Raw genomic sequence first — 21,675 nt, 5'->3', positions numbered from 1 at the left:
GAGATGCTGCGCCTGCAGCACGTCGAGCACATGGCTCGGCCGATAGGCGCAGACATTGCTGCCGCCGCGGTGGCGCACGCTGTCGTAGAGCACCCCGTCTTCTCCCGCGGCGCGCAAACCCTCGCCGAACGCCTGCCCGGCCGCATAGCTGTCCGAGGCATGCAGCTCCGGCTCGCCCCCGCGGATATCGCGATAGCTGCCCGCGAGCCGCGCCGTGTAGCTGCGGAAGGTGCGATGCAGCGTTTCGACGCCGCGGGCCAGCGCTTCGCGCCTCAGGTGATGGCCGACCTCGGCGATCGCGGTGACCAGCGAAGCCGCGGCGTACCAGGCGCCCAGCTCCGGCCCGTTGAAGCGCGATCCGCCGGGCGCCGCGTGCAGGAACGCCGCCATGACGATGCTGGAATTGGCGCGCCCGAACACCCACTCGTGCTGTGGCAGGCGCGCCAGCCTTTGCCGGACCAGCCGGTCGTTGGTCCAGCCGGCGAGCTCCATCACCGCCTCGGCGTCGGCGGTGGTGGCGACGCTGTCGAACAGTCCGATCGGCGGAAACCGCGACGGGATCAGCCGATGGCTCGGCTGCGGGGCGGGCGCGTGCATCAGCGGATGACGATGTCGCTGTCTTCGTACGGAGTGAACGCCGCATCGAGCCCATTGGGCGGCATGTAGAGGCCGCCGCGCGCCGCATCGAGGAAGCGCCGCACTGCCATCAGCCCGTCCTGCGTGCCCGAGGTGACGAGCGTCAGCGGCGGCTGCCCGCCAAACAGCGGCGCCATATGTGGGCCCTTGAGCCAGCGCACCCCCTCGGCCGCGTCGGCGAACAGCACGCCCAGCGCCTGATGGATGCCGAACACCGCCGAGATCCGCAACAGCGCATCGAGATCGAGCGTGAATGGCTGCAGCTCCCGCGCCAGCTTGGCCCAGTGGTGATAGGTCGAGCGCGAGGGGTAGCCCAGCACCAGCCGCCGCTGCTCCTCATTGAGCCCCCAGAGCTCGGCGATGTTGAGGAAGGTCCGGAGCGCCGGCCCGCTCAGCCGGCGCCGGTTGGGCGCCGAGAACCGGCCGAAATCGACGATGTCGTCGCTGCCGTTGGCCGGAACGAACGCCGCCTGCGGCTTTTCACTGAAACCGAACTGCATGATGCGCTCCTTGTCCGGATCAAGACATAGTCTAAATCCGGACAACTTACAAGTCCACGTCCAAATTTGGACCTGGGAGCTAGGCCTCGCGCCGCACCACTTCCGGGATCAGGCCGCGTGGCGCGTAGCGGAGCGCGATGGTGATCACCACCCCGAGCACGAAGACGCGCATCTGGCTGGCGCGCGACTGGATTTCCGGGATCGCTCCCCAGCCCATGTCGGTCGACCAGTTCGAGATGTTGTTGAACAACCACTGCGACACCGGATCGGAGATCATCCAGGTGATGTAGATCAGCAGCGCGCCGAACACTGCGCCCCAGTTGTTGCCCGCCCCGCCGACGATCACCATCACCCAGATCAGGAAGGTGTGGTTGATCGGCTGGTAGGCGCCCGGATCATAGATCTGCTGGAAGCTCACCAGCATGGCGCCGCCGATGCCCATCAGCACCGAGCCCAGCACGAAGATCTCGAGCTGCCGCCGGGTAACGTTCTTGCCCATCGAGGCCGCGGCGATGTGGTTGTCGCGGATCGCCCGCATCATCCTACCCCACGGCCCGCCATAGGCGCGCTGCACCAGGAAGAAGGCGACGGCGAGCACGAGGATCACGAGGCCGAGGAAACCCAGCCGCGCATAGATGAACGACTCCGAGATCGACACGCCCTGCGCCTGCAGGTCCTGTGGGATCGGCGTCGGCCATGGGATCGGCGACACGGTCAGCGTGCCGCGGGTCAGCCAGTCCATGTTCTTGAGCAGCGCCCGGATGATCTCCGAGATGCCGATGGTGGCGATGGCGAGATAGTCGGTGCGGAGCCCCAGGCAGATCTTCCCCACCACATAGGCGACACCCGCTGCCAGCACGCCGCCGAACAGCCAGCCGAGCACCGGATGCAGCCCGAGCCCACCGACCCAGCCGCCGCCGGCCGTTTCGATATAGGCCGCGGCCGGATCGATCTGGCTGCGGTAGACGATATAGGCGACGATCCAGGCAATGACGGTAACGACGCTCTTCCACCGCCCCTTGATGCCGATGCGATCGGCGTGTCGCGCCCCCCACACCAGGAGGAACCCGGCAAGGAACGCCATCAGTGCCTTGCCCAGCATGAGCGGCCCTTCAGAGCCCCAGAACTGCGCATTGACCGGATAGGAGATGAAGGTGACGGCCGCGCCGCCCAGCATCAGCATGCCCATGATGCCGAAGTTGAACAGCCCGCCATAGCCCCACTGGATGTTGAGGCCCAGCGCGATCAGCGCATAGGCAAAGCTCTGCACCAGCAGCAGCGAGATATTGGCAGCGCCGAGGAACCAGCCGATCACCGTGAACAGCACGAACAGGCCGGCGAACATCATGAGAGAACGACGCGCGATCATGTCGAGGCTCCCTTGAAGATACCGGTCGGTCGCCACAACAGCACCACCACGAGGATCACGAAGGCCACCGTCAGCTTGTATTCAGTCGGCACGATCGCCAGCGTCGCCGGCAGCTCGAACGGCAGCGAGCCCGCGACCGGCCGCAGCAATACCGACCAGTTGAAGATCGCCAGCGTCTCGGCAAAGCCGATCAGGAAGCCGCCGGCGATGGCGCCATAGGATTGCCCCAGCCCACCAACGATCGCCGCCGCAAAGATTGGCAGGACGATGTTGAACGCCAGGTCCGGCTTCAGGTTGACGTCGAGCGCCAGCATGGTGCCGGCCATCGCGGCGAGCGAGCCGGCAATGATCCAGGTTACCCGCACCACCAGCTTGGTGTTGATGCCCGACACCTGCGCCAGGTCGGCATTGTCGGCCATGGCGCGCATCGCCTTGCCGAGCCGCGAACGGGTGAGGAAGAAATGCAGCGCCAGCACCGCCACCGCGGTGCACAGCACCATCAGCAGCTGCGGCTGGGTGAAGTTGATCGTGCGGGTGACGCCCTCGAGCGGCACTGGGATGCGCACCAGCTGCTTCTGCTCGGTCTCGAAGAACGAGTAGGTGCCCGAGCCGAAGAACAGCCGGATCATCCCCTGGATGATCAGCGTCACGCCGATCGAGGCGATCAGCATGGTCACCGGGCGGGCCCCGCGTTTGCGCAGCGGCGCGTAAAACCCCTTGTCGAGCCCCAGCGCGATGATCGCCGCGAGGATCATCGCGATCGGCAGCACCAGAAAGCCCGTCGGCACCACCGGCGTGGTGATGCCGAGCGCCGTCGCCGCCATGGCGAGCAGGAACGCGATGAACGCCCCCATGGTCATCATGTCGCCATGGGCGAAATGCGCAAAGCGCAGGATGCCGAAGATCAGCGTCACGCCGATGGCGCCGACCGCATAGATCGAGCCCAGCACCACGCCGGCGACGACGACATTGTTGAAAAAGAAGATCAGTTCATTCATTGCCGTCAGCCCCCCAAGAAGCTCTTGGCGACTTCGGGATCGGCGATGAGCTCGGCGCCCGTGCCGGTGAAGCGGTTCTTGCCGGTGGCGAGCACAAACCCGCGCGAGGCGAAGGCCAGCGCCTGCCGCGCGTTCTGTTCGACCATCAGGATGGCCACCCCCGCCTTGTTGACCTTGACGATCTGCTCGAAGATTTCGATCACGTAACGCGGGCTGAGCCCCGCCGACGGTTCGTCGAGCAACAAGAGCTTCGGCTGGCTCATCAGCGCCCGGCCCATCGCCACCATCTGGCGCTGTCCGCCGCTGAGCTCACCCGCCGGCTGCCGGCGCTTCTCGCGCAGCACCGGGAACATGTCGTAGACCCATTCCATTGTCGGCTTGAAGTCGTCGGTCCGGGTGAACGCCCCCATCTCGAGGTTCTCTTCGACGCTCATCGAGGTGAAGACATTCTTTTCCTGCGGCACGAAGCTCAGCCCCTTGGGCACCAGCCGGTCCGGCAGCGAGTTCTGGATTTCCTCACCGTGGAAACTGATCGAGCCCTCGGTGACCTTCAACAGCCCGAAGATCGCCTTCAGCGTCGTTGACTTGCCGGCCCCGTTCGGCCCGACGATCACGCCGATATCGGACTGTTCGATCGCGAGGTTAACGCCATTGAGGATCGGCGCGCCGCCGTACCCGCCGACGACGTCCTTGATGTCGAGCAGTGCCATTACGCGGCCTCCACCGGAGCGCCGAAATAGGCCTCGATAATCTCGGGGTTGGCACGGATCTCGCTCATCGGACCCTCGGCGATCTTCTCGCCCTGCGCCATGACGATCACCGGGTCGCACAGCCGCCCGATCAGGTCCATGTCGTGCTCGATGACGAAGAAGGTGTAGCCGAGCTCCTGGTTCATCCGCTCGATATTGGCGGCCAGATCCTGCAGCAGCGTGCGGTTGACGCCGGCCGCCACCTCGTCGAGCAGCACCACCTTGGCATCGACCATCATGGTGCGGCCGAGCTCTAGCAGCTTCTTCTGACCACCCGAGAGGTTCCCGGCGAGCTCGTGCTTCACGTGCCCGAGCTTCAGGAAATCGATGACGTCGAGCGCCTTCTGCCGCACGTGGCGCTCGGCATCCTTGATGACGCCGGGCATCAGCCAGGTCCTGACCAGGCTCTCGCCCGGCTGGCCCGAGGGCACCATCATCAGGTTCTCCAACGCTGTCATGTTGGAGAATTCATGCGCGATCTGGAAGGTGCGCAGCATGCCGCGATGAAACAGCTGATGCGGTTTCAGCCCGGTAACATCCTGGCCATCAAAGATAATCTGACCACTGTCGGGCACGATATTGCCCGCGACCAGATTGAACAGCGTCGATTTACCGGCGCCGTTCGGACCGATCAGCCCGGTGATCGAGCCGCGCTCGACCCGGAGCGAACAATCGTTGACTGCGCGCAAGCCGCCAAAGCGCTTGCTGACGTTCTTCACGTCGATGACTGCGTCGAAGGACACCCCGCCCCCGTCCTGATGAAATCGTTCTTCTTCGCGGCTTGTGCCGGTTTTGCGGTCATCTGCGCATATGCACAAACACCGGTCAACCAAGCACCGCGTTTCGATTGGGGGCGGCTATTATAGGGTTGTGGAGACTTTGACCAGACGGTCAAAGCACCGATAGCACTGCGTCGGCGGTTCTGTGGTTTGGCGCCAACAGAATGTTGTAGAGCGTCGCCAGCCGGGTCAGCGACTTGATATCGACGTCATGCGGCATGGCGGTGAGCGGATCCTGGAAGAAGATCAGCGCATCGAGCCGCCCCTCGGCGATCATCGCGCCCAGCTGCGCGTCGCCGCCCAGCGGCCCGCTGAGCAGCCGCGTCACCGGCAACCCGGTGCCGTCGGTGACCCGCCCGCCGCTGGTGCCGGTGCCCCACAGCTCATGCAGCGCCAGCTTGTCGCGATTGAGCTTTGCCCAGGCGACCAGTTCGTCTTTCTTATCGTCATGCGCCACGAGCCCGATCCGCGCCATGGGGAAATCTCCGAACCAATCGTCGGAGGTTTTCTGCACGGCTCACGCCTTGAGCGCAATGGCCTCGGCCAGCAGGATCGCGATCTCGTCTTCGGGGATCGGCGTGCCCGGCACGAAGCGGATGAAGCGCACCTGCTTGCCGTCGCCTTCGAGCAAAGGCGAGCTCAGCAGCCGCCCGTGCTCGAACACCAGCGACACATGATCCTCCATCGGAAAGATCGCGCAGACGAACCCGGCGACGGGATGCCGGTAGTTGACCGAGCCCCAGCCGAGCCGCGCCTTGGCGTCGAGGTCTGGCCGCACCGAGAGCAGCGTCAGCGCCAGCTGCTGCGATAGGTCGGCGACCGGCTGGGGGAACGACCGCACGATTTGCAGGAGGTCGGCGACCATTTCAGTCGACCGAGAGTCGGATTGTGCCATGGCTCATCTCGAGGCCCATAGGATCGATCATCGTCATGGCCTCGCTCTGGGCCATCTCTTCCATCATTTTGCCGCTGGCCGCCAGTGCGGCCTCATGCGTCTGCCAGAACACGATATCGAGGTAGCTGCCGTCATCACGCTCGGCGAGGTGGCGCGACACGAACCCGGGCTGCCGCTTCAGCCAGTCGCTGATCGCCGCATTGGCATCGATGAACTGCTGGCCGCTGCCGCGGGCGAGCCGAAAGGTGACGAGCTCGAGTGTCTGGGTCATGAACAAAACCCTCTCCTTGTAACGTGGGGAGACGGTTTCGCATGGATCACCTGACACCGAGTGTCAGGGTTATCGCCGGCGGCTCACAATTGTGAGCCGCTCAGCATTTGTCGGAGCAGAATTCGGGCGGATCAGAATTCCGCCCAGTCCTTGTCGATCGCGGCATTGCCCTGGCTCAGGTACGAGCTCGCGGCCTTCTTCACCCGCTCCTGCAAGCCCTTGATGCCGCGGGCCGGCGGCGCCACCTGCACCACGCGCTGCGGCGCGGCCCCCGAGATGGTGAAGATATCGACGATCCGGTCGAGCTCGTTCACCTGCCCGTCGGTCTGCTCGATCGCCGCGTTGGTCTCCTCGACCAGCGCCGCATTGTGCTGCGTCATCTCGTCGAGCTGGCGCACCGCGGTGTTCACCTCTTCGATCGCCGAAGCCTGTTCGCGGCTGTCGCGGGCGATGCCGTCCATCAGCAGGTTGCTCGAGCGTGCCGCCTCCAGCATGGCGACCAGCCGCGCTGCCGCGTCCGCCACCAGCTTCGAGCCGGTCTTCACTTCCGTGCCCGACTGCTCGATCAGCGCCTTGACCTCACTCGAGGCGCTGGCGGCCGACTGCGCCAGGCGCCGCACTTCGACGGCGACCACCGCAAAACCCTTGCCGGCATCGCCGGCGCGCGCTGCTTCCACCGAGGCGTTGAGCGCCAGCAGGTTGGTCTGGAAGGCGATGTCGTCGATCAGCCCGATGATATTGGAGATCTTGGCCGAAGACTGGGTGATCCGCTCCATCGCCGCATTGGCGTCGCCCATCACCTGCCCGCCTTCTTCAGCGGTGCGGGTGACGGTACTCGCCACTTCGCTCGCCTCGCGGGCCCGCTCGGCATTCTGCAGCACGGTGGTCGAAAGCTGCTCCATCGCCGCCGAGGTTTCCTCGATCGTCGCCGCCTGCTTGGTGGTGCGTTCGCTGAGGTCGTTGGCGCCCGAGAGGATTTCGCCGGTCGCCGTCTTCAGCGAGCGCGAGGTTTCCTTGAGCTGCCCGACGATGTGGCTCAGCTTATCGCCCACCGCATTGGTGTCATCGCGCAGCCGGGCGAAGGCGCCCTCATACTGGCCTTCCATCCGCTTGGTGAGGTTGGTATCGGCCAAAGCCGCCAGCACTTCACCGGTCTCGCCGAGGCCGCGATCAACGGTCGCGACGAGGTTGTTGATCGAGCCGGCAATGGCATTGAGCTCCGCATCTGGGAACTCGGTCTCCACCCGGCGCGAGAAGTCGCCGGCCACGGCCGCATCCACCACCTGGCCGAACGCCTTCTGCAGTTCGGCCATCATCGCGGTACGCGCCGCTTGGTCGCGGATGATCCGCGCTGCATCCGCCTCGGTCATCTCGGCGACCTTCAGGCCGTTCTCGCGGAACACCTCGACGGCTTGCGCCATGTCGCCGATCTCGTTGCGCATCGTACCGAACGGCACTTCAACGCCATAGTCGCCATCGGCGATCTTGCGCATCACCCCGGTCATCTTGCTGATCGGCTTGGCGATGGCCGTACCGAGCCAGGCGAAGGCGAGGAGGCCGAGCGCGAAGATCACCACGCCGCCGATCAGGAGGTTCAAGAGCTGCGCTTCGGAATCGGCGAGCAGCGTCGACTGCGGCACGGCGACGACCACCGTCCAGGCCGCATCGGCGCCCGGCAGGTCGACCTTGCGGGCATTCATCTTCCAGGTCTGGCCGGCGGCTTCGCCGGTCGACGAAAAGGTGTCCGACGATGCCATGGCGGTGAGCGCTTCGAGCGCCCAGGATTCCGTCACTTCCGTACCGATCAGTTTGGGGTCAGGGTTCAGCACCCAGACATTGCGCTGGTTGATGATGCCCATGAAGCCGTTGCCCATCGGCGGCTCGGTGCCGAGCTTCGCGGCCAGCACTGCCGAGTCGAAGGCGACGCCGCTCATCCCGACCGACTTGCCCGACGGGTCTTTGATGATGTTGGTGAAGCTGGTGTAGAGCTTGCCCTCGATATTGTCGGGCCCGGAGATTGCGGCGACGCCCGCCTTCAGCGGTCCGGTGAACCAGCTGTCAAAGCCCGCCGGGCTGTCGAGCGAACCATAGCCCACCGTGCCGTCAGCCTTGTTCTCAGCGAGGATGCCGACATGGTTGCCGCTGATCAGGAAGTGCGAGCCGGCAAAGGTCGGCCGCGCATAGAGCGCCGACTCCGGCGAGAACATCATGTAGACGCCCAACGCCCCCGGCAGGCTCGCCAGCTGCTTGGTGACGATCGTGCCATAGGTGGTGGGCGAGGTGTCGTGGTTGGCGAGCAGCGCCTCGGCCGTGCGCGCCGTCGAATCGGCCGCCACCGCAAAGCCGGTCAGGAACGTCTTGATCGACTCGGCCTGCGTCTCGGCCAGCCCGCCGACCACTTCGTCGGCCTGCGCCAGGTCCTGGGCGCGGTTGCTGGAGACCACGTAATATAGCGATGCGCCGATCGCGACCGTGAAAATGGCGGCGGCGGCAAGAATGATGGAGCCCCGAAGCTTAAGCGACGGCAGCTTGAATTTGGTCTTGGCGGGCATGGAGGGGTCGTGGTCCTTCTGGAGTGTCGACGAGCTGAAATGCGTCCTGCGTCTCGACGACAATGACAGCATGGCATCGTTAACATCGCGTCAAATCGCGACACCCGGCGGTAGGACTTTCGGCTGAAATGTGGCGGCCGGCGGTCGTTCCGCCGGCGCCTCTACGCCGCGCGGGACGTGCGTCGGCTCGCGCCGGTAGTCACGGTGAAGATCTCGGCGATACCGTCGACCTCCCCCGCCTGTGCCTCGGTCTGTTCGATCGCGGCATTGATCTCCTCGACCAGCGCCGCATTGTGCTGTGTCATCTCGTCGAGCTGCCGCACCGACGCGTTGACCTCCTCGATCGAGCCCGCCTGCTGCCGGCTGTCGTCGGCGATCGCCGCCATCAGCGCATTGGAGCGGCGCGCCGATGTCAGCATGGCTTCAAGCTTATCGGCCGCCTCGGCCACCAGCTTGGTGCCGCCCTTGACCTCGGTGCCCGATTGCTCAATCAGCACCTTCACTTCGCTCGAGGCCTGCGCCGCCGATTGTGCCAACCGCCGCACCTCGACCGCCACCACGGCGAAGCCCTTGCCGGCTTCCCCCGCCCGCGCTGCTTCCACCGAGGCGTTGAGCGCCAGCAGGTTGGTCTGGAAGGCGATGTCGTCGATCATCCCGATAATGTTGGAGATCTTCGCCGAGGACTGGGTGATCCGCTCCATCGCCACATTGGCCTGCTGCATCACCGCGCCGCCCGCTTCCGCGGTCCGGCTGACATCTTCGGCCACGTGGCGCGCATCCTCGGCCTTCTCGGCATTGGCGCGCACCGTGTCGGCCAGGAGCGTCATCGCCGCGCTGGTCTCTTCGATGGTCGCCGCCTGCCGTGTCGTCCGCTCGGAAAGGTCGTTGGCGCCGGAGAGGATCTCGCCGGTCGCCGTCTTCAGCGAGCGCGAGGTCTGCTTCAGCGTCAAGACGATATGGCTGAGCTTTTCCGCCACCTCGTTGGTATCGTCGCGCAGCTGCCCGAGCGCGCCCTCATAGCTGCCCTCGATGCGGTGCGTCAGGTCGGTATCGGCCAGCGCCGCCAGCGCCGCACCGGTATCGCCGATGATCCGCTCCACCGTCGCGACCAGCGTATTGACGCTGCCGGCCAGCCGGTTCAGCTCGTCGTCGGTAAAGCGGGTCGCCACCCGGCGCGAGAAATCGCCTGATGTCGCGGCATCCACCACATCGCCAAAGCTCTGCTGCAGCGACTGCATCATCTCGGCCCGCTCGGCCCGGCGCTGCTCCAGCGCCAGTCGCTCATCCTCGGTCAGCTCCTGCACCTTCAGCGCATTGGCGCGGAACACTTCGACATTGCGCGCCATCTCGCCGATCTCGTTGCGGAGCCCCGTATAGGGGATCTCCGTCTCGAGCGCGCCGCCAGCCACCAGCCGCATACTTTTCGACAGCATCGGCACCGGCCGCATCAGCCGCGACGCCGCAAACACCGAGAGCGCTCCGATCACCAGCACTGCCACTGCGCCGACCAGCACCAGGAGCTGCAGCCCGGCGCTCGCCGTCGCATCGATCTCGGCTTTCGGGATGCCGACATAGACCAGCCCGATCACCTCGTTGTTGAGATTCTGGATCGGCCGGTAGATGGCGTAATAGGGCACGCCAAGCACATTGGCCTCGCCCTGGTAGGTGCCACCGGCAACCACCACCGGATAGGCCGCGCCGTCGCGCGCCAGCGGCGTCTCGAGGATGCGCTCGCCCTTGTCGTCGAGGATGGTGGTCGACTTGCGGGTGAAATCCTGGGTTTCCGCATCGAACACGAACAGCGTCGCCGTATCGCCGGTCACTCGCCCGATGGTGTCGATCAGGTCGTGGTTGCGGAATTTCGGCATCGCCTTGGCTTCGATCTTTTCGAGCTCGCCCGCCTCGTTCCAGAAAATGTCGGAGTTCGGCAGGTTCACCTCGAGGATCGCCGCGGCAATCCTGAGATCGGCCGCCAGCCGCTGGTCGGCGGTGTCGCGCGTATTGGCAGCGAGCATCGTCCACACCGCGAACAGCACGGCCGCAATAGCCACGGTGACCGCGAGGAACACCATGGCCGAGATCGTCGTGGTGAGCGACAGCCCGCTCCGAGTCTGCGAAGTGATAGTGGTCTGCGAAGACGTTGTGGCCATTCTAGCCCCCATGTCGCCGCGGCTTTCGTGCCCGGCATCCCCGCTCATCCCCATCGCCGACGATAGGGAAGCTTCCTTAATCGCGGGTTGACCGAGCCGCCCCAGCCCGAAATACGCCGAAAACCCCACCAGCAGCGCCAGCCCCACACTGATCCCGCCGATCCAGTTGAGACGCCCGCCGGCCTCGGCGATCCGCTGTTCCAACAACTGCCCCATGTCGGCGCCCGAGGCGCGGCCCAGCGCCAGCGCCGCATCCTGGAACGCATCATGCGCCGCATCGAGCCCGGCCCAGTCAAAAGCCGATCGCGCCTTGGCATCGGGGATCGCCGCGATACCCGCCGCCACCCGCTCCGCCAGCGCCCCCGCGGCGGCCGTGTAAGCCTTGCCCGCAGCCGTCGCCCCGCCATCGGCGGTCGCCACGCGGAACTCGGCCAGCACCTCTTCGAGCCGCGCCAGCTCGGCCGGTTGCACCGCCACGGCGTAGCGCGTCGCCTGCATCAGCGCCGGCGACAGCGGCGCCGCATTGGCTGCCTTCGGCACCTCCAGCAGTTGTTCGGCTTTCGGGTCGGCACTGAGCCCCGAGCTGTCATGGATGCGCTGCACCAGCAGCGCCGCGGCATTGCGTGCCGCCGCCGGATGCGCGCCACCCGCGAGTTCCGCCTTCAGCGTGTCATAGGCCCGTGACAGCGAAGCCGTGCCGAGTGTCGCATCGCCGCTCCGCGCCGCCGCGGCGAGCGCCGGATCGGCCGCCGGCAGCGCGCCATCCCGGGCGAGCCCCACCAGTTCCGGCAGCACCAGCCCGGCATAGCGCACGCCCTCGGCTTCGCGCTGCGCCGCGTCCATCTCGCCAGTTGTCTGCCACCCCAGATGGAGCCCACCGCAAAGCGGCAGAGCGCCGACGACAATGGCGGTGATGATCCGGGTGAGCTTACGCATTTCTGTCCCTTCTGGACGTTTCGCGGGGGCTTTTCAGTCCCCGGAGTGCTTTCAGGAAAAGTTGCAGACTTTTCCGGTTCGAAAGCACGACAAAACCTAACTCATCAGAACTCGGCCCAGTCCTTATCGACTGCGGCGTTACCACGGCTGAGATACGACTTGGCGGCGGTCCGCACCTTGTCCTGCAGCGCCCGGATGCCCTTGGCCGGCGCCTCGACGGCTCGGACCGGTGCTGTCTGCGCTTCGATGCGGAACACCTCGACGATCCGGTCGAGCTCGGTGGCCTGCGCCTCGGTCTGCTCGATCGCCGCGTTGGTTTCCTCGACCAGCGCCGCATTGTGCTGGGTCATCTCATCCATGGTACGGACGGCGGCGTTCACCTCTTCGATCGCCGACGCCTGCTCCTGGCTGGCCCGGGCGATCGAATCCATCAGCTCGTTCGACGAACGCGCTGCCACCAGCATCGCTTCGAGCTTGGCCGCGGCCTCCGCCACCAGCTTCGAGCCGCCCCGGACTTCCGTCCCCGACTGCTCGATCAGCGCCTTCACTTCGCTCGAAGCGCCGGCGGCCGACTGCGCCAGCCGCCGCACTTCCACCGCCACCACGGCAAAGCCCTTGCCGGCGTCGCCGGCCCGCGCCGCCTCGACCGAGGCATTCAGCGCCAACAGGTTGGTCTGGAAAGCGATGTCGTCGATCATGCCGATGATGTTCGAAATCTTGCCCGAGGACGCAGTGATCCGCTCCATCGCCTCGGTCGCCTGGTGCATCACCTGGCCACCATCTTCGGCAGTTCGCGTCACGGTCGCCGCGACGCTGGAGGCGTCCTTGGCGCGCTCGGCATTGGCGAGCACCGTGCCGGACAGCTGCTCCATCGCCGCCGACGTCTCTTCGATCGTCGCCGCCTGCTTGGTGGTCCGCTCGCTCAGATCGTTCGCGCCCGAGAGGATCTCGCCGGTTGCCGTCTTCAGCGAGCGCGAGGTGCCCTTGAGCTGGCCGACGATCTCGGTCAGCCGCTCGGCCACCGCGTTGGTATCGTCCTTCAGCCGGGCGAACGCCCCGCCATACTGGCCGTTCACCCGCTGCGTCAGGTCGGTCTGCGCCAGCGCCGACAGCACGTCGCCAGTCTCGATCAGCCCGCGATCCACTGTCGCGACCAGCTCGTTGACGCCATGCGCCAAGGCGTTCAGTTCCTGATCCGGGAACTCCGCCTCGACCCGCTTACTGAAATCGCCGGAGATCGCCGCATCGACCACTTCGCCGAACGCCTTCTGCAACTCCTGCATCATCGCGGTGCGCTCGACACGGCGCTGCACCGAGGCCGTGCGCTCGCCTTCGGTCATCTCGGTGACCTTCAGCGCGTTCTCCTTGAACACCTGCACGGCCTTGGCCATGTCGCCGATTTCGTCACTGCGGCCGGCGCCCTTCACTTCTGTCTCGAGCTTGCCTTCGGCCAGCGCCCCCATCGTCTCGGTCAGGCGGCTGATCGGTTTCGAGATGCTGCGCGAGAACAAGACGCCCACCAGCGCCGCCAGCGCCAGGAGCCCCGCGCCGATCGCCAGCATGGTATTCCTGAGCTGCGCCACCGGCGCGAATGCCTCGTCTTCTGAGATGGTGGTGACCATCGCCCAGGTGGTGCCGTTGAAGGTAACCGGGGTGGCGTTGGCCAGCATCCGCATACCGCGATAGTCGGTAGTGACGCCGTTGGCAGCGTTGCCGGCCAGCGCCGCCTCGACCACCGGATTGTCGTAGACGGCGGTCAGCGTGTCATCGCCGTCGGAGAACACCGAGTCCGAGCGCAGCAGCTTGTCGGCGCCGACATAGAAACTCTCGGCGGTCTGGCCGAGCTGCGTGCTGTCCTGCAGCATCTGGTTGATCGGGACGACAGGCATCTGGATCGCCATCACCCCCATCAGCTTGCCGCGCACATCGATCACCGGCGTCGCGATGAAGCTCGCCGGCGAGCCGGCGATCGCGTAGACCGAGGCGTCCTCGTAGGCCACCTGCCCGCGCTCGGTCAGCGCCAGCGCCTTGCGGTACACCCGCCCCAACCCGCTATCGGCCATATCGCCGCCCTCGGCGAAGTTCGACGTGAAATCGTCGTTCTTCATCACCGAGTAAACGAGGTTGCCCACCGTATCGAACATGTAGAAGTCGCGGTAACCGCGCAGCTCCAGCTGCCGGCGGAATGTCGCCTGCACCTTGTCGTGCGTGGTGTCGTAGTTGGTCCGGCCCTTGTCGTTGATATCGAGCAACTGCCGCTGCCCGGCCGGGTTCGGGTTATTGGTGATGAACGCCTCGCGCAGCACCACAATCGGGTCACCCGGCGGCGTCGCCTTGGCAAAGCTCTTCCAGGCGATGGCGAAATCGCGCACCGCGTTCACCGCGCTGTCGGTGGCGGCGCTGTTCACCAGGTCCGCTTCGATGGTCTTGAGATAGGTTGAGAACTTGTCGGCATGGCTCGAGGCCACCGTCTGCATCTGCCGCGCGCTCATATCGGCGACGATGCCCGAGCCGATCACGTAGCTTCCGAGCCCCACACCGACACTGACCAGCAGCGCCGAGCCCACCATGGCCAATGGCAACTTCTGGGCAATCTTGAATTTCGGAAGCCAACCCATGCAAAAAACCCCCAAATATTGCCTTCGGGGGGAGCGGCGATCCTGCCGCAGCGTAACGGAAGCATCCTGCTTCCGCTGTTCACGCCGCCTCATCCCCCAAGGCCCGTGCACAACTTGGCGAAGACTAGGCACCGCGCCTTAATTTCTGATTACGGAACGACACGTAGTGCGCTCAGCATTTGCGGGCGAATGACGCTGCGCAGCACGCCAAAAAAAGGTCGCTCGGGAGCGGCCTTTCTACTGAGCAGAATTGTATCACGCCTAGAACTCGGCCCAATCCTTGTCGACCGCGGCATTGCCGCGGCTGAGGTAAGACTTGGCCGCCACGCGCACCTTGTCCTGCAGCGCCCGGATGCCCTTGGCCGGCGGTTCCACGGCCCGCACAGAGCCAGCGTCGCCAGTGCGGAACACCTCGACGATCCGGTCGAGTTCGGTGGCCTGCGCCTCGGTCTGCTCGATCGCCGCGTTGGTTTCTTCGACCAGCGCCGCGTTGTGCTGGGTCATCTCATCCATGGTGCGGACGGCAGCATTCACCTCTTCGATTGCCGAGGCTTGCTCCTGGCTGGCCCGGGCGATCGAATCCATCAATTCGTTCGACGAGCGCGCCGCCACCAGCATCGCTTCGAGCTTGGCCGCGGCTTCCGCCACCAGCTTCGAGCCACCCTTCACCTCGCTGCCCGATTGCTCGATCAGCACCTTGACCTCACTCGAGGCGCTGGCCGCCGACTGCGCCAGCCGCCGCACTTCCACGGCCACCACGGCAAAACCCTTGCCCGCATCGCCGGCCCGCGCCGCTTCCACCGAGGCGTTGAGCGCCAAGAGGTTCGTCTGGAAGGCAATGTCGTCGATCATCCCGATAATGTTCGAAATCTTGCCTGACGAGTGGGTGATCCGCTCCATCGCTTCGGTGGCCCGGTGCATCACCTGCCCGCCATCTTCGGCGGTGCGGGTTACCGTTGCCGCGACGTTCGACGCATCCTTGGCCCGCTCGGCATTGGCGAGCACCGTACCCGACAGCTGCTCCATCGCCGCCGAGGTCTCCTCGATCGTCGCTGCCTGCTTGGTGGTGCGTTCGCTCAGGTCATTGGCGCCCGACAGAATCTCGCCCGTCGCCGTCTTCAACGAGCGCGAGGTCTGCTTCAGTCCCATGACGATTTCGCCGAGCTTTTCGGCCACCGCATTGGTGTCGGTCTTGAGCCGCAGGAAGGCGCCCTGGTAATCGCCGCGCACCCGCTGCGTCAGGTCGGTATGGGCCAGCGCCGCCAGCACCTCCGCCGTCTCGCTCATGCCGCGATCGACCGTCGCCACCAGCTCATTGACCCCATGCGCCAGCGCGTTGAGCTCCTGGTCGGGAAACTCTGCCTCGACCCGCTTGGTGAAATCGCCCGATATCGCCGCATCCACCACTTCGCCGAATGCCTTCTGCAACTCCTGCATCATCTGCGTGCGGTCGGCTCGACGCTGGATCGACGCGGCACGCTCACCTTCGGTCATCTCGGTGACCTTCAGCGCATTCTCCTTGAACACCTGCACGGCCTTGGCCATGTCGCCGATCTCGTCGCTGCGGCCTGCCCCCTTCACCTCGGTGTCGAGCTTGCCTTCAGCCAGCGCCCCCATCGTCTCAGTCAGCCGGCTGATCGGTTTGGAAATGCTGCGCGAGAACAGCAGGCCGACCACCGCCGCCACTGCTAGCAGCCCCGCGCCGACCAGCAGCATCATGTTGCGCATCTCGGCCACCGGCGCGAAGGCTTCGTCCTCGCTCATCGTGGTGACCATCGCCCACTTGGCGCCGTTGAACTCCACCGGCAGCGCCGTGGCGATCATCCGCATGCCGCGGTAATCCGTGGTGACGCCATCGGCCCGGTTACCCGCCAAAGCCGCGTCGGCCACGGGATAGTCGTAACTGGCGCTCAGCGTGTCGTTGCCCGTGGAAAACACCGAGTCCGACCGCATCAGCTTGTCGGCGCCGACCAGGATGCTCTCGCCGGTCTGCCCCAGATTGGCATTGTCCTGCAGCATCAGGTTGATCGGCCCGATCGGCATTTCGATCGCCATCACCCCGATCAGCTTGTTGCGCGCGTCGAACACCGGCGTCGCGAGAAAGCTCGCCGGCATGCCGGCCACCGCATAAAGACTCAGGTCCTCGAACGCCACCTTGCCGGGCTCGGTCAATGCCGCGGCGCTACGGAACGCCCGCCCCAGCCCGCTATCGGCGAGCTCGCCGCCCTCGGCGAAGTTCCGCGCGAAGTCGTCGTTCTTCATCACCGAATAGACGAGGTTGCCCTTGGGATCGAACAGGAACAGGTCCGAATAGCCGCGCGCTTCCAACTGGCGGCGGAAGTTCGGGTGCACCTTGGAATGGAGGAAATCGTAGTTCCACTTCTTGGCGCCCGGCGCCTGCGCTGGCGTATCGAGCGCTTGGCGCGAACCGGCCGAATTGGGGTTGTTGTCGATGTAATTGCCGCGCAGCGTGGCGATCGGATCGGCAGCGGGTTTGGAGGTGGCGAACTGGCCCCAGCCGATGGCGAAATCGCGCAGTGTCGTTTGCACGCTTTCCGCCGCCGCCTGGTTCACCAGGTCCGCCTCGATGGTCCCGAGATAGGTTTCGAACGATTTCACCCGGTCGCCGGCCGCCATCTGCATCTGCCGGATGCTCATCTGGTCGACGGTGCTCGAGCCGATCAGGTAGCTGGCGATGCCGACGCCGGCGCTGACCAGCAGCGCCGAGCCGACCAGCGCCAGCGGCAGCTTCTGCGCGATCTTGAATCTTGGAAACCAACCCATGCGCCTGCTCCTCCTGGATGCGGCCGTCTGGGGAGGAAATGCCGAGGGCGGGCAGCAGCTACGGCGCCCGCATCACGTCGACCCTCCCCCAAGGCCCGTGCACGACTGGGCAAAGACTGGCAGGGGCCGATTAATTTCGTGTTACGGAACGATGCGTAGCAAGCCCAGCATTTCCGGGCATGTAGTCGATTACATCGACGTCCGGAAAGACCAACAGCGACAAGTGCTTGCCCGGAAACGCAAAGGCCGCCCGGAGGCGGCCTTGCAAGTTTAAGCAGGAGGCTGTGCTTACGACAGCACGCCGATCACCGCCTCGATGCGCTTCTTCATGGTCGAGGCGTCGAACGGCTTGATGATGTAGTTGTTGACGCCCGACGAAATCGCTTCCTTCACCTGCTCCTTGTCGGAGCGGCCGGTGGCCATGATGAAGGGCATGCCCTGCGTCTTGGGGTGCTTGCGGATGACGCGCAGCAGCGTCAGCCCGTCGATATCTTCCATGTTCCAGTCGGAGATGATCAGGTCGACACTGCTCTTTTCGAGCTTGCCGAGCGCATCGCGCCCCGACTTGGCTTCGACGATGTTGGTGAATCCGAGCTGGGTGAGGATGTATTTACAGATGCCCCGCATGGACTGCTGGTCATCGACGATCATCACACTGACTGCACTTGCCTTCGGCATCGTTACGCTGCGCCTTCTAGCTGCCCGAAATACGCCCGGGTCGCGTATCGTAAAACCCTAGGTGCATTCCGTTACCAAACCTTCAATCCGAACCCGCGTTATGCTGCGGATTTGAGCCGGGTGAGCGCCGCCGCGAGCCGCGCGGCGATACCTTCGACCGGCGCCTGCTCGATCACCGCGCCCTCTTCGAACGCCACGCGCGGCATGCCGTAGACCAGCGCCGAGGCCTGGCTCTGCCCTACCGTGTAAGCCCCAGCCTCGCGCATCAGCTTGAGCCCGCGCGCCCCGTCGCGGCCCATGCCGGTGAGAATGGCGCCCACCGCCATCGGCCCGACGGTTTTCGCCACCGACTCGAACAGCACGTCAACGCTCGGCCGGTGCCCCGACATCAGTTCGTCCTGCGTCACCCGGCATTTGAGCTGGCCGGAGCTGCGCTCGACCCGCAAATGAAAGTCGCCACGCGCCACATAGGCGTGCCCCGCCAGCAGCGGCATCCGGTCCTCGGCTTCCACCACCTTCAGCTCGGTCAGCTCGTCGAGCCGCCCGGCAAAGCGGCTGGTGAACCCCGCCGGCATATGCTGCGCGATGACGATCGGCGGACAGTCGGGCGGCATCTGGCTCAGCACCACCCGGATCGCCTCGACCCCGCCGGTCGAGGCTCCGATGGCGATCAGCGCGCCGTTCGGCGCCGCCGCAGTACGCACCGGCACCTTGGCGGTCGGCGCCTTCAAGGCGCGGCCCTTGACGTCGGAATGGGCCGCGGCCCGCACCTTCTGGCGCAGGTTCTCGCCGAACGCATCGAGCCCGCCCGACAGCGATGCGTTGGGCTTGGCGACGAAATCCACCGCCCCCAGTTCCAGCGCCAGCAGCGTCTCGCTCGCCCCCTTGGTGGTCAGCGTCGAAACCATCACCACCGGAAGCGGATGCAGCCGCATCAGTTTATCGAGAAACTGCAGCCCGTTCATGTTGGGCATCTCGATATCGAGCGTTACCACGTCGGGGTTGAGGTCCTTGACCTTGGAACGCGCATCGATCGGATCCTCGGCGGTGCCGACGACGACGATATCGCCATCCTTGCCCAGCGTGCGGCTCAGCACCTCGCGAATGAGTGCGGAATCATCGACGACCAGCACCTTGATGCTCATGCTGCGTCCCTCGCCTTCTGCTGTGCGCGTGCCTGATAGATGGTCTTGCCGACCAGCCGGAAATTGGCGCCGCCGGCGCCCAGGTTTTCGGAGTGCCCGATATAGAGAAAGCCGTCCGGCACCAGGATCGCCCCCAGCCGCGCGAACAGTTCGCCCTGTGTCTTCTTGTCGAAATAGATGGCGACGTTCCGGCAGAACACCGCGTCGAACGGCCCCTTCATCGGCCAGGGGTTGTGCATCAGGTTGAGCGGCTTGAACGAGATCAGCTCGCGCACCGCCATCGGGATCTGCACCTGGCCGGCGCCGGCGCGCTCGAACAGCGTCGCCCGCTCCCGCGACAGCCCGTTGAGCTCGGCCTCCGGGTAAACCCCGCCCGCCGCCTTCGCGACAACGTTGGTATCGATATCGGTGGCAAGGATGCGGAAATCCCAGCGCTTCAGTTCCGGGAAGGCCGACAGCAGGCTCAGTGCGATGGTATAGGGCTCCTGCCCGGTCGAGCAGCCAGCCGACCAGATCCGCAGCTTCGGTCGGCCGTTGGCGCCCAGCCGCGGCCGCTGCGCCATCAGCTGGCGCACATAGGTCTCGAGATGCTCGAAGTGATGGTCCTCGCGCCAGAACCGCGTCAGGTTGGTGGTCAGCGCGTTGATGAACTCCTGCGCGTCGGCGGGCGTCCCCTGCCGCTCGAGGTAATCGAGATAGGCATCGAACGAGCTGAGCCGCAGCGTGCGAACGAGCTTGCCCAGCCGCGACACCACGAGGGTGCGCTTGGCCTCCGACAACGAGATTCCGGCTTCCTGATAGACGCGTGCCTTGACCCGATTGAACTCGCGGTCACTGAGGGCAAATTCGCCCTGATCCATACTGCCCCCTATCGGCCCATTCCGGAGCGGGATCAGGAAAAGTTGCAGACTTTTCCGGTTCGATCCCGCGACCACCTAACAACCTGGAACGGGACACACTTAGAATAAGGGTGGCCCGTTCTAGGCCGAGCGTCTGCGCGCCGGGAGTTGCAGGGCTTTCGCCGCTTCCGAGCCGACCGCAGCAACGCTGCCGTCCAGCCGGGCGATGGCGCCGCTGCCCTCATCCAGTGCACCGGCGATCATGTCCGTCTCATTGCTTAGATTCTCTAAATGTCCGCCGAGGCCGGAGAGAATCTTTTTGAGCGACGCCGCTTCCTCGACCGAGGCGCTGGCTTCGCGCCGCGAGGTGCCGACCAGCGATTTGATCTCGCGCGCCGCCTTCTGCGTCGCCTGCGCCAGGGTGCGCACCTCGGCCGCCACCACGGCAAAGCCGGCGCCCTTCTCACCGGCCCGCGCCGCCTCCACCGCAGCGTTGAGCGCCAACAGGTTGGTGCGGAAGCTCACATCCTCGATGCTCGACACCATCCGGTCGATCTCGGCCGTGGTGTGCTCCACCCCGCCGACCGAGGCACTGGTGCGCTGCACGGCGAGCGCCGCATCGGCCGCCAGCGCCACCGCCTGCCGCTCCAGCACCCGCACCGCCTGCGCCTTGGCGCGCCCCTTCTCGATGGCGCGCGACGCCACGGTGAGCCCCGCCCGGCTCTGGTCGGCGAGCTCGGCGAGACTGGTAACGCTGGCCCGGTAGCGGTCGATGGCCCTGAGGATCGCTTCCATCTTGGCCTCGAGATGGGCCCGCGCCATCAGCGCCTCTTCACGTTCGGCGAGGATGGAATTGAGGTCCTGCTCGAACTGCCGGAGCTCCGGCGCCATGGCTCCGGCGCCCATCAGCAAGAGTGCGTCGATCTCCTCGCCACGCAGCAGCTGGCCGATCGCTTTGACCGATTTGTCGAACTGTTCGAGCGCCCCACCCAGCGCCTTCAGCGCCGGCGAATGCTGCATGCCCCAGTCATCAAAGCGGAACCCCGTTCGGCCATTCGAAAGCGCCGTGACGAAGGCATCGAAATCGTCATCGGCGATATGATAGCCGGCCGGGGTGAACTCGATGATCGAGCGCCCGCCGCCCAGCTCCCGCCGCTCCGCCACAAAGCGGCGGTCGCCAACCGTGACGATGCTCTCTTCCGCCATGTCCTCGAGCAGCACCCGGCCGCCCAGCACGTCGGAAATCAGCCCGCCTTCCTCGGCTGTCGGTTCAACCAGCACCAGGCCGGTGCTGACCCCGAGGATTTCGCCATCGGCGTCGACCAGTGCCGCCGGCTGCCGCATGCTGCCGAAGGCGGATTTGAAGTTGTGCGCCCGATCAAGCCGCGAGCAGAGGCTCTGGACGATGGCCTCGAGGCTGGTCGCCTCGCCGGCCCATACTCCGACCGCCTGCCCGATGGCCCCGAGCCGCGCCGCAAACGCCCGATCGGCGCGCAGCCCGATGATCACCATGCCCGTCGCCGCCGCCGCCGCCGCGACAATCGCCAGCACCGCGCTCGCGAGACCCACGCCAAACAGCAGCACGCCGCCGACCGCGATCAGCAGAGCGGCAAGCCAGCATAGATTAGCGATGAGCGCCATGCGCAAGCGCCGCACGAATCACCGAGCCCCGGCGGGCCTCCCCAGGCCCTCGCCGCGACCCTAAAACCGGAATGGTTAATCAAACCTATACTTGCCGGGGGTGGCGTAAGAACTTGGTAATGATGCGTGCGGGAG

The 21,675-nt window shown here is 65.6% G+C and carries 17 protein-coding genes; all 17 read right to left on the bottom strand.

Annotation, left to right across the window (positions count from 1 at the left end):
• The coding region (locus tag VW23_RS10620; protein ID WP_141728295.1) for an RES family NAD+ phosphorylase at positions 1–600 on the bottom strand (600 nt) is incomplete at its 3' end.
• A complete protein-coding gene (locus VW23_RS10615; RefSeq protein WP_084645899.1) occupies positions 597–1,136 on the bottom strand; it encodes an MbcA/ParS/Xre antitoxin family protein in 540 nt (179 codons plus the stop codon). The genes VW23_RS10620 and VW23_RS10615, both read right to left, overlap by 4 nt.
• A 79-nt stretch (positions 1,137–1,215) precedes the next feature.
• Positions 1,216–2,505, bottom strand: coding sequence for a branched-chain amino acid ABC transporter permease (locus VW23_RS10610; protein ID WP_069909536.1), 1,290 nt, complete (start codon positions 2,503–2,505; stop codon positions 1,216–1,218).
• A complete protein-coding gene (locus tag VW23_RS10605) occupies positions 2,502–3,503 on the bottom strand; it encodes a branched-chain amino acid ABC transporter permease (protein ID WP_069909535.1) in 1,002 nt (333 codons plus the stop codon). The genes VW23_RS10610 and VW23_RS10605 overlap by 4 nt, the downstream gene beginning before the upstream one ends.
• A gap of 5 nt (positions 3,504–3,508) precedes the next feature.
• Positions 3,509–4,213: an ABC transporter ATP-binding protein gene (locus VW23_RS10600; protein WP_069909534.1), complete on the bottom strand. Its 705-nt coding sequence runs from the start codon at positions 4,211–4,213 to the stop codon at positions 3,509–3,511.
• Positions 4,213–4,995 carry an ABC transporter ATP-binding protein gene (locus VW23_RS10595; protein WP_069909533.1) on the bottom strand — a complete coding sequence of 261 codons (783 nt, stop codon included), beginning with the start codon at positions 4,993–4,995 and terminating at the stop codon, positions 4,213–4,215. Before VW23_RS10595 ends, VW23_RS10600 begins: the two co-directional genes overlap by 1 nt.
• A gap of 148 nt (positions 4,996–5,143) precedes the next feature.
• Entirely contained in the window at positions 5,144–5,506 is a 363-nt protein-coding gene (locus tag VW23_RS10590) for a methylglyoxal synthase (protein ID WP_069909532.1), read from the bottom strand.
• A 42-nt stretch (positions 5,507–5,548) separates the two neighbouring features.
• Positions 5,549–5,926 (bottom strand): DUF1801 domain-containing protein, encoded by a 378-nt coding sequence (locus VW23_RS10585; RefSeq protein WP_084645898.1) that lies wholly within the window; start codon positions 5,924–5,926, stop codon positions 5,549–5,551.
• A complete protein-coding gene (locus VW23_RS10580) occupies positions 5,898–6,197 on the bottom strand; it encodes an antibiotic biosynthesis monooxygenase family protein (RefSeq protein WP_069909540.1) in 300 nt (99 codons plus the stop codon). Before VW23_RS10580 ends, VW23_RS10585 begins: the two co-directional genes overlap by 29 nt.
• Before the next feature lie 131 nt (positions 6,198–6,328).
• Positions 6,329–8,749 carry a methyl-accepting chemotaxis protein gene (locus tag VW23_RS10575; RefSeq protein WP_244513495.1) on the bottom strand — a complete coding sequence of 807 codons (2,421 nt, stop codon included), beginning with the start codon at positions 8,747–8,749 and terminating at the stop codon, positions 6,329–6,331.
• Positions 8,750–8,910: 161 nt separating this feature from the next.
• Positions 8,911–11,835 carry a methyl-accepting chemotaxis protein gene (locus VW23_RS10570; protein ID WP_069909530.1) on the bottom strand — a complete coding sequence of 975 codons (2,925 nt, stop codon included), beginning with the start codon at positions 11,833–11,835 and terminating at the stop codon, positions 8,911–8,913.
• Between the two features lie 104 nt (positions 11,836–11,939).
• Entirely contained in the window at positions 11,940–14,453 is a 2,514-nt protein-coding gene (locus tag VW23_RS10565; protein ID WP_244513491.1) for a methyl-accepting chemotaxis protein, read from the bottom strand.
• Positions 14,454–14,714: 261 nt separating this feature from the next.
• Positions 14,715–17,237, bottom strand: a complete 2,523-nt coding sequence (locus VW23_RS29450; RefSeq protein ID WP_069909529.1) for a methyl-accepting chemotaxis protein — start codon at positions 17,235–17,237, stop codon at positions 14,715–14,717.
• A 288-nt stretch (positions 17,238–17,525) separates the two neighbouring features.
• On the bottom strand, positions 17,526–17,915 hold the full coding sequence (locus VW23_RS10555) for a response regulator (RefSeq protein WP_069909528.1): 390 nt from the start codon (positions 17,913–17,915) through the stop codon (positions 17,526–17,528).
• Positions 17,916–18,013: 98 nt separating this feature from the next.
• Positions 18,014–19,060: a protein-glutamate methylesterase/protein-glutamine glutaminase gene (locus VW23_RS10550; RefSeq protein ID WP_069909527.1), complete on the bottom strand. Its 1,047-nt coding sequence runs from the start codon at positions 19,058–19,060 to the stop codon at positions 18,014–18,016.
• Positions 19,057–19,920: a CheR family methyltransferase gene (locus tag VW23_RS10545; protein ID WP_069909526.1), complete on the bottom strand. Its 864-nt coding sequence runs from the start codon at positions 19,918–19,920 to the stop codon at positions 19,057–19,059. Before VW23_RS10545 ends, VW23_RS10550 begins: the two co-directional genes overlap by 4 nt.
• A gap of 120 nt (positions 19,921–20,040) precedes the next feature.
• Positions 20,041–21,540 (bottom strand): methyl-accepting chemotaxis protein, encoded by a 1,500-nt coding sequence (locus tag VW23_RS10540; RefSeq protein ID WP_069909525.1) that lies wholly within the window; start codon positions 21,538–21,540, stop codon positions 20,041–20,043.
• Between the last annotated feature and the right edge of the window lie 135 nt (positions 21,541–21,675).

Source organism: Devosia insulae DS-56, assembly GCF_000970465.2.
GTDB lineage: Bacteria > Pseudomonadota > Alphaproteobacteria > Rhizobiales > Devosiaceae > Devosia_A > Devosia_A insulae.
This window is presented reverse-complemented; position numbering and strand designations above follow the sequence as displayed.

What these genes read in the sequence shown, in the direction of transcription:
- VW23_RS10605 (WP_069909535.1), bottom strand. Translation starts at nt 3,503, where the DNA reads ATGAATGAACTGATCTTCTTTTTCAACAATGTCGTCGTCGCCGGCGTG.
- VW23_RS10555 (WP_069909528.1), bottom strand. Translation starts at nt 17,915, where the DNA reads ATGCCGAAGGCAAGTGCAGTCAGTGTGATGATCGTCGATGACCAGCAG.
- VW23_RS29450 (WP_069909529.1), bottom strand. Translation starts at nt 17,237, where the DNA reads ATGGGTTGGTTTCCAAGATTCAAGATCGCGCAGAAGCTGCCGCTGGCG.
- VW23_RS10610 (WP_069909536.1), bottom strand. Translation starts at nt 2,505, where the DNA reads ATGATCGCGCGTCGTTCTCTCATGATGTTCGCCGGCCTGTTCGTGCTG.
- VW23_RS10580 (WP_069909540.1), bottom strand. Translation starts at nt 6,197, where the DNA reads ATGACCCAGACACTCGAGCTCGTCACCTTTCGGCTCGCCCGCGGCAGC.
- VW23_RS10615 (WP_084645899.1), bottom strand. Translation starts at nt 1,136, where the DNA reads ATGCAGTTCGGTTTCAGTGAAAAGCCGCAGGCGGCGTTCGTTCCGGCC.
- VW23_RS10545 (WP_069909526.1), bottom strand. Translation starts at nt 19,920, where the DNA reads ATGGATCAGGGCGAATTTGCCCTCAGTGACCGCGAGTTCAATCGGGTC.
- VW23_RS10600 (WP_069909534.1), bottom strand. Translation starts at nt 4,213, where the DNA reads ATGGCACTGCTCGACATCAAGGACGTCGTCGGCGGGTACGGCGGCGCG.
- VW23_RS10575 (WP_244513495.1), bottom strand. Translation starts at nt 8,749, where the DNA reads ATGCCCGCCAAGACCAAATTCAAGCTGCCGTCGCTTAAGCTTCGGGGC.
- VW23_RS10570 (WP_069909530.1), bottom strand. Translation starts at nt 11,835, where the DNA reads ATGCGTAAGCTCACCCGGATCATCACCGCCATTGTCGTCGGCGCTCTG.
- VW23_RS10590 (WP_069909532.1), bottom strand. Translation starts at nt 5,506, where the DNA reads ATGGCGCGGATCGGGCTCGTGGCGCATGACGATAAGAAAGACGAACTG.
- VW23_RS10565 (WP_244513491.1), bottom strand. Translation starts at nt 14,453, where the DNA reads ATGGGTTGGCTTCCGAAATTCAAGATTGCCCAGAAGTTGCCATTGGCC.
- VW23_RS10540 (WP_069909525.1), bottom strand. Translation starts at nt 21,540, where the DNA reads ATGGCGCTCATCGCTAATCTATGCTGGCTTGCCGCTCTGCTGATCGCG.
- VW23_RS10550 (WP_069909527.1), bottom strand. Translation starts at nt 19,060, where the DNA reads ATGAGCATCAAGGTGCTGGTCGTCGATGATTCCGCACTCATTCGCGAG.
- VW23_RS10585 (WP_084645898.1), bottom strand. Translation starts at nt 5,926, where the DNA reads ATGGCACAATCCGACTCTCGGTCGACTGAAATGGTCGCCGACCTCCTG.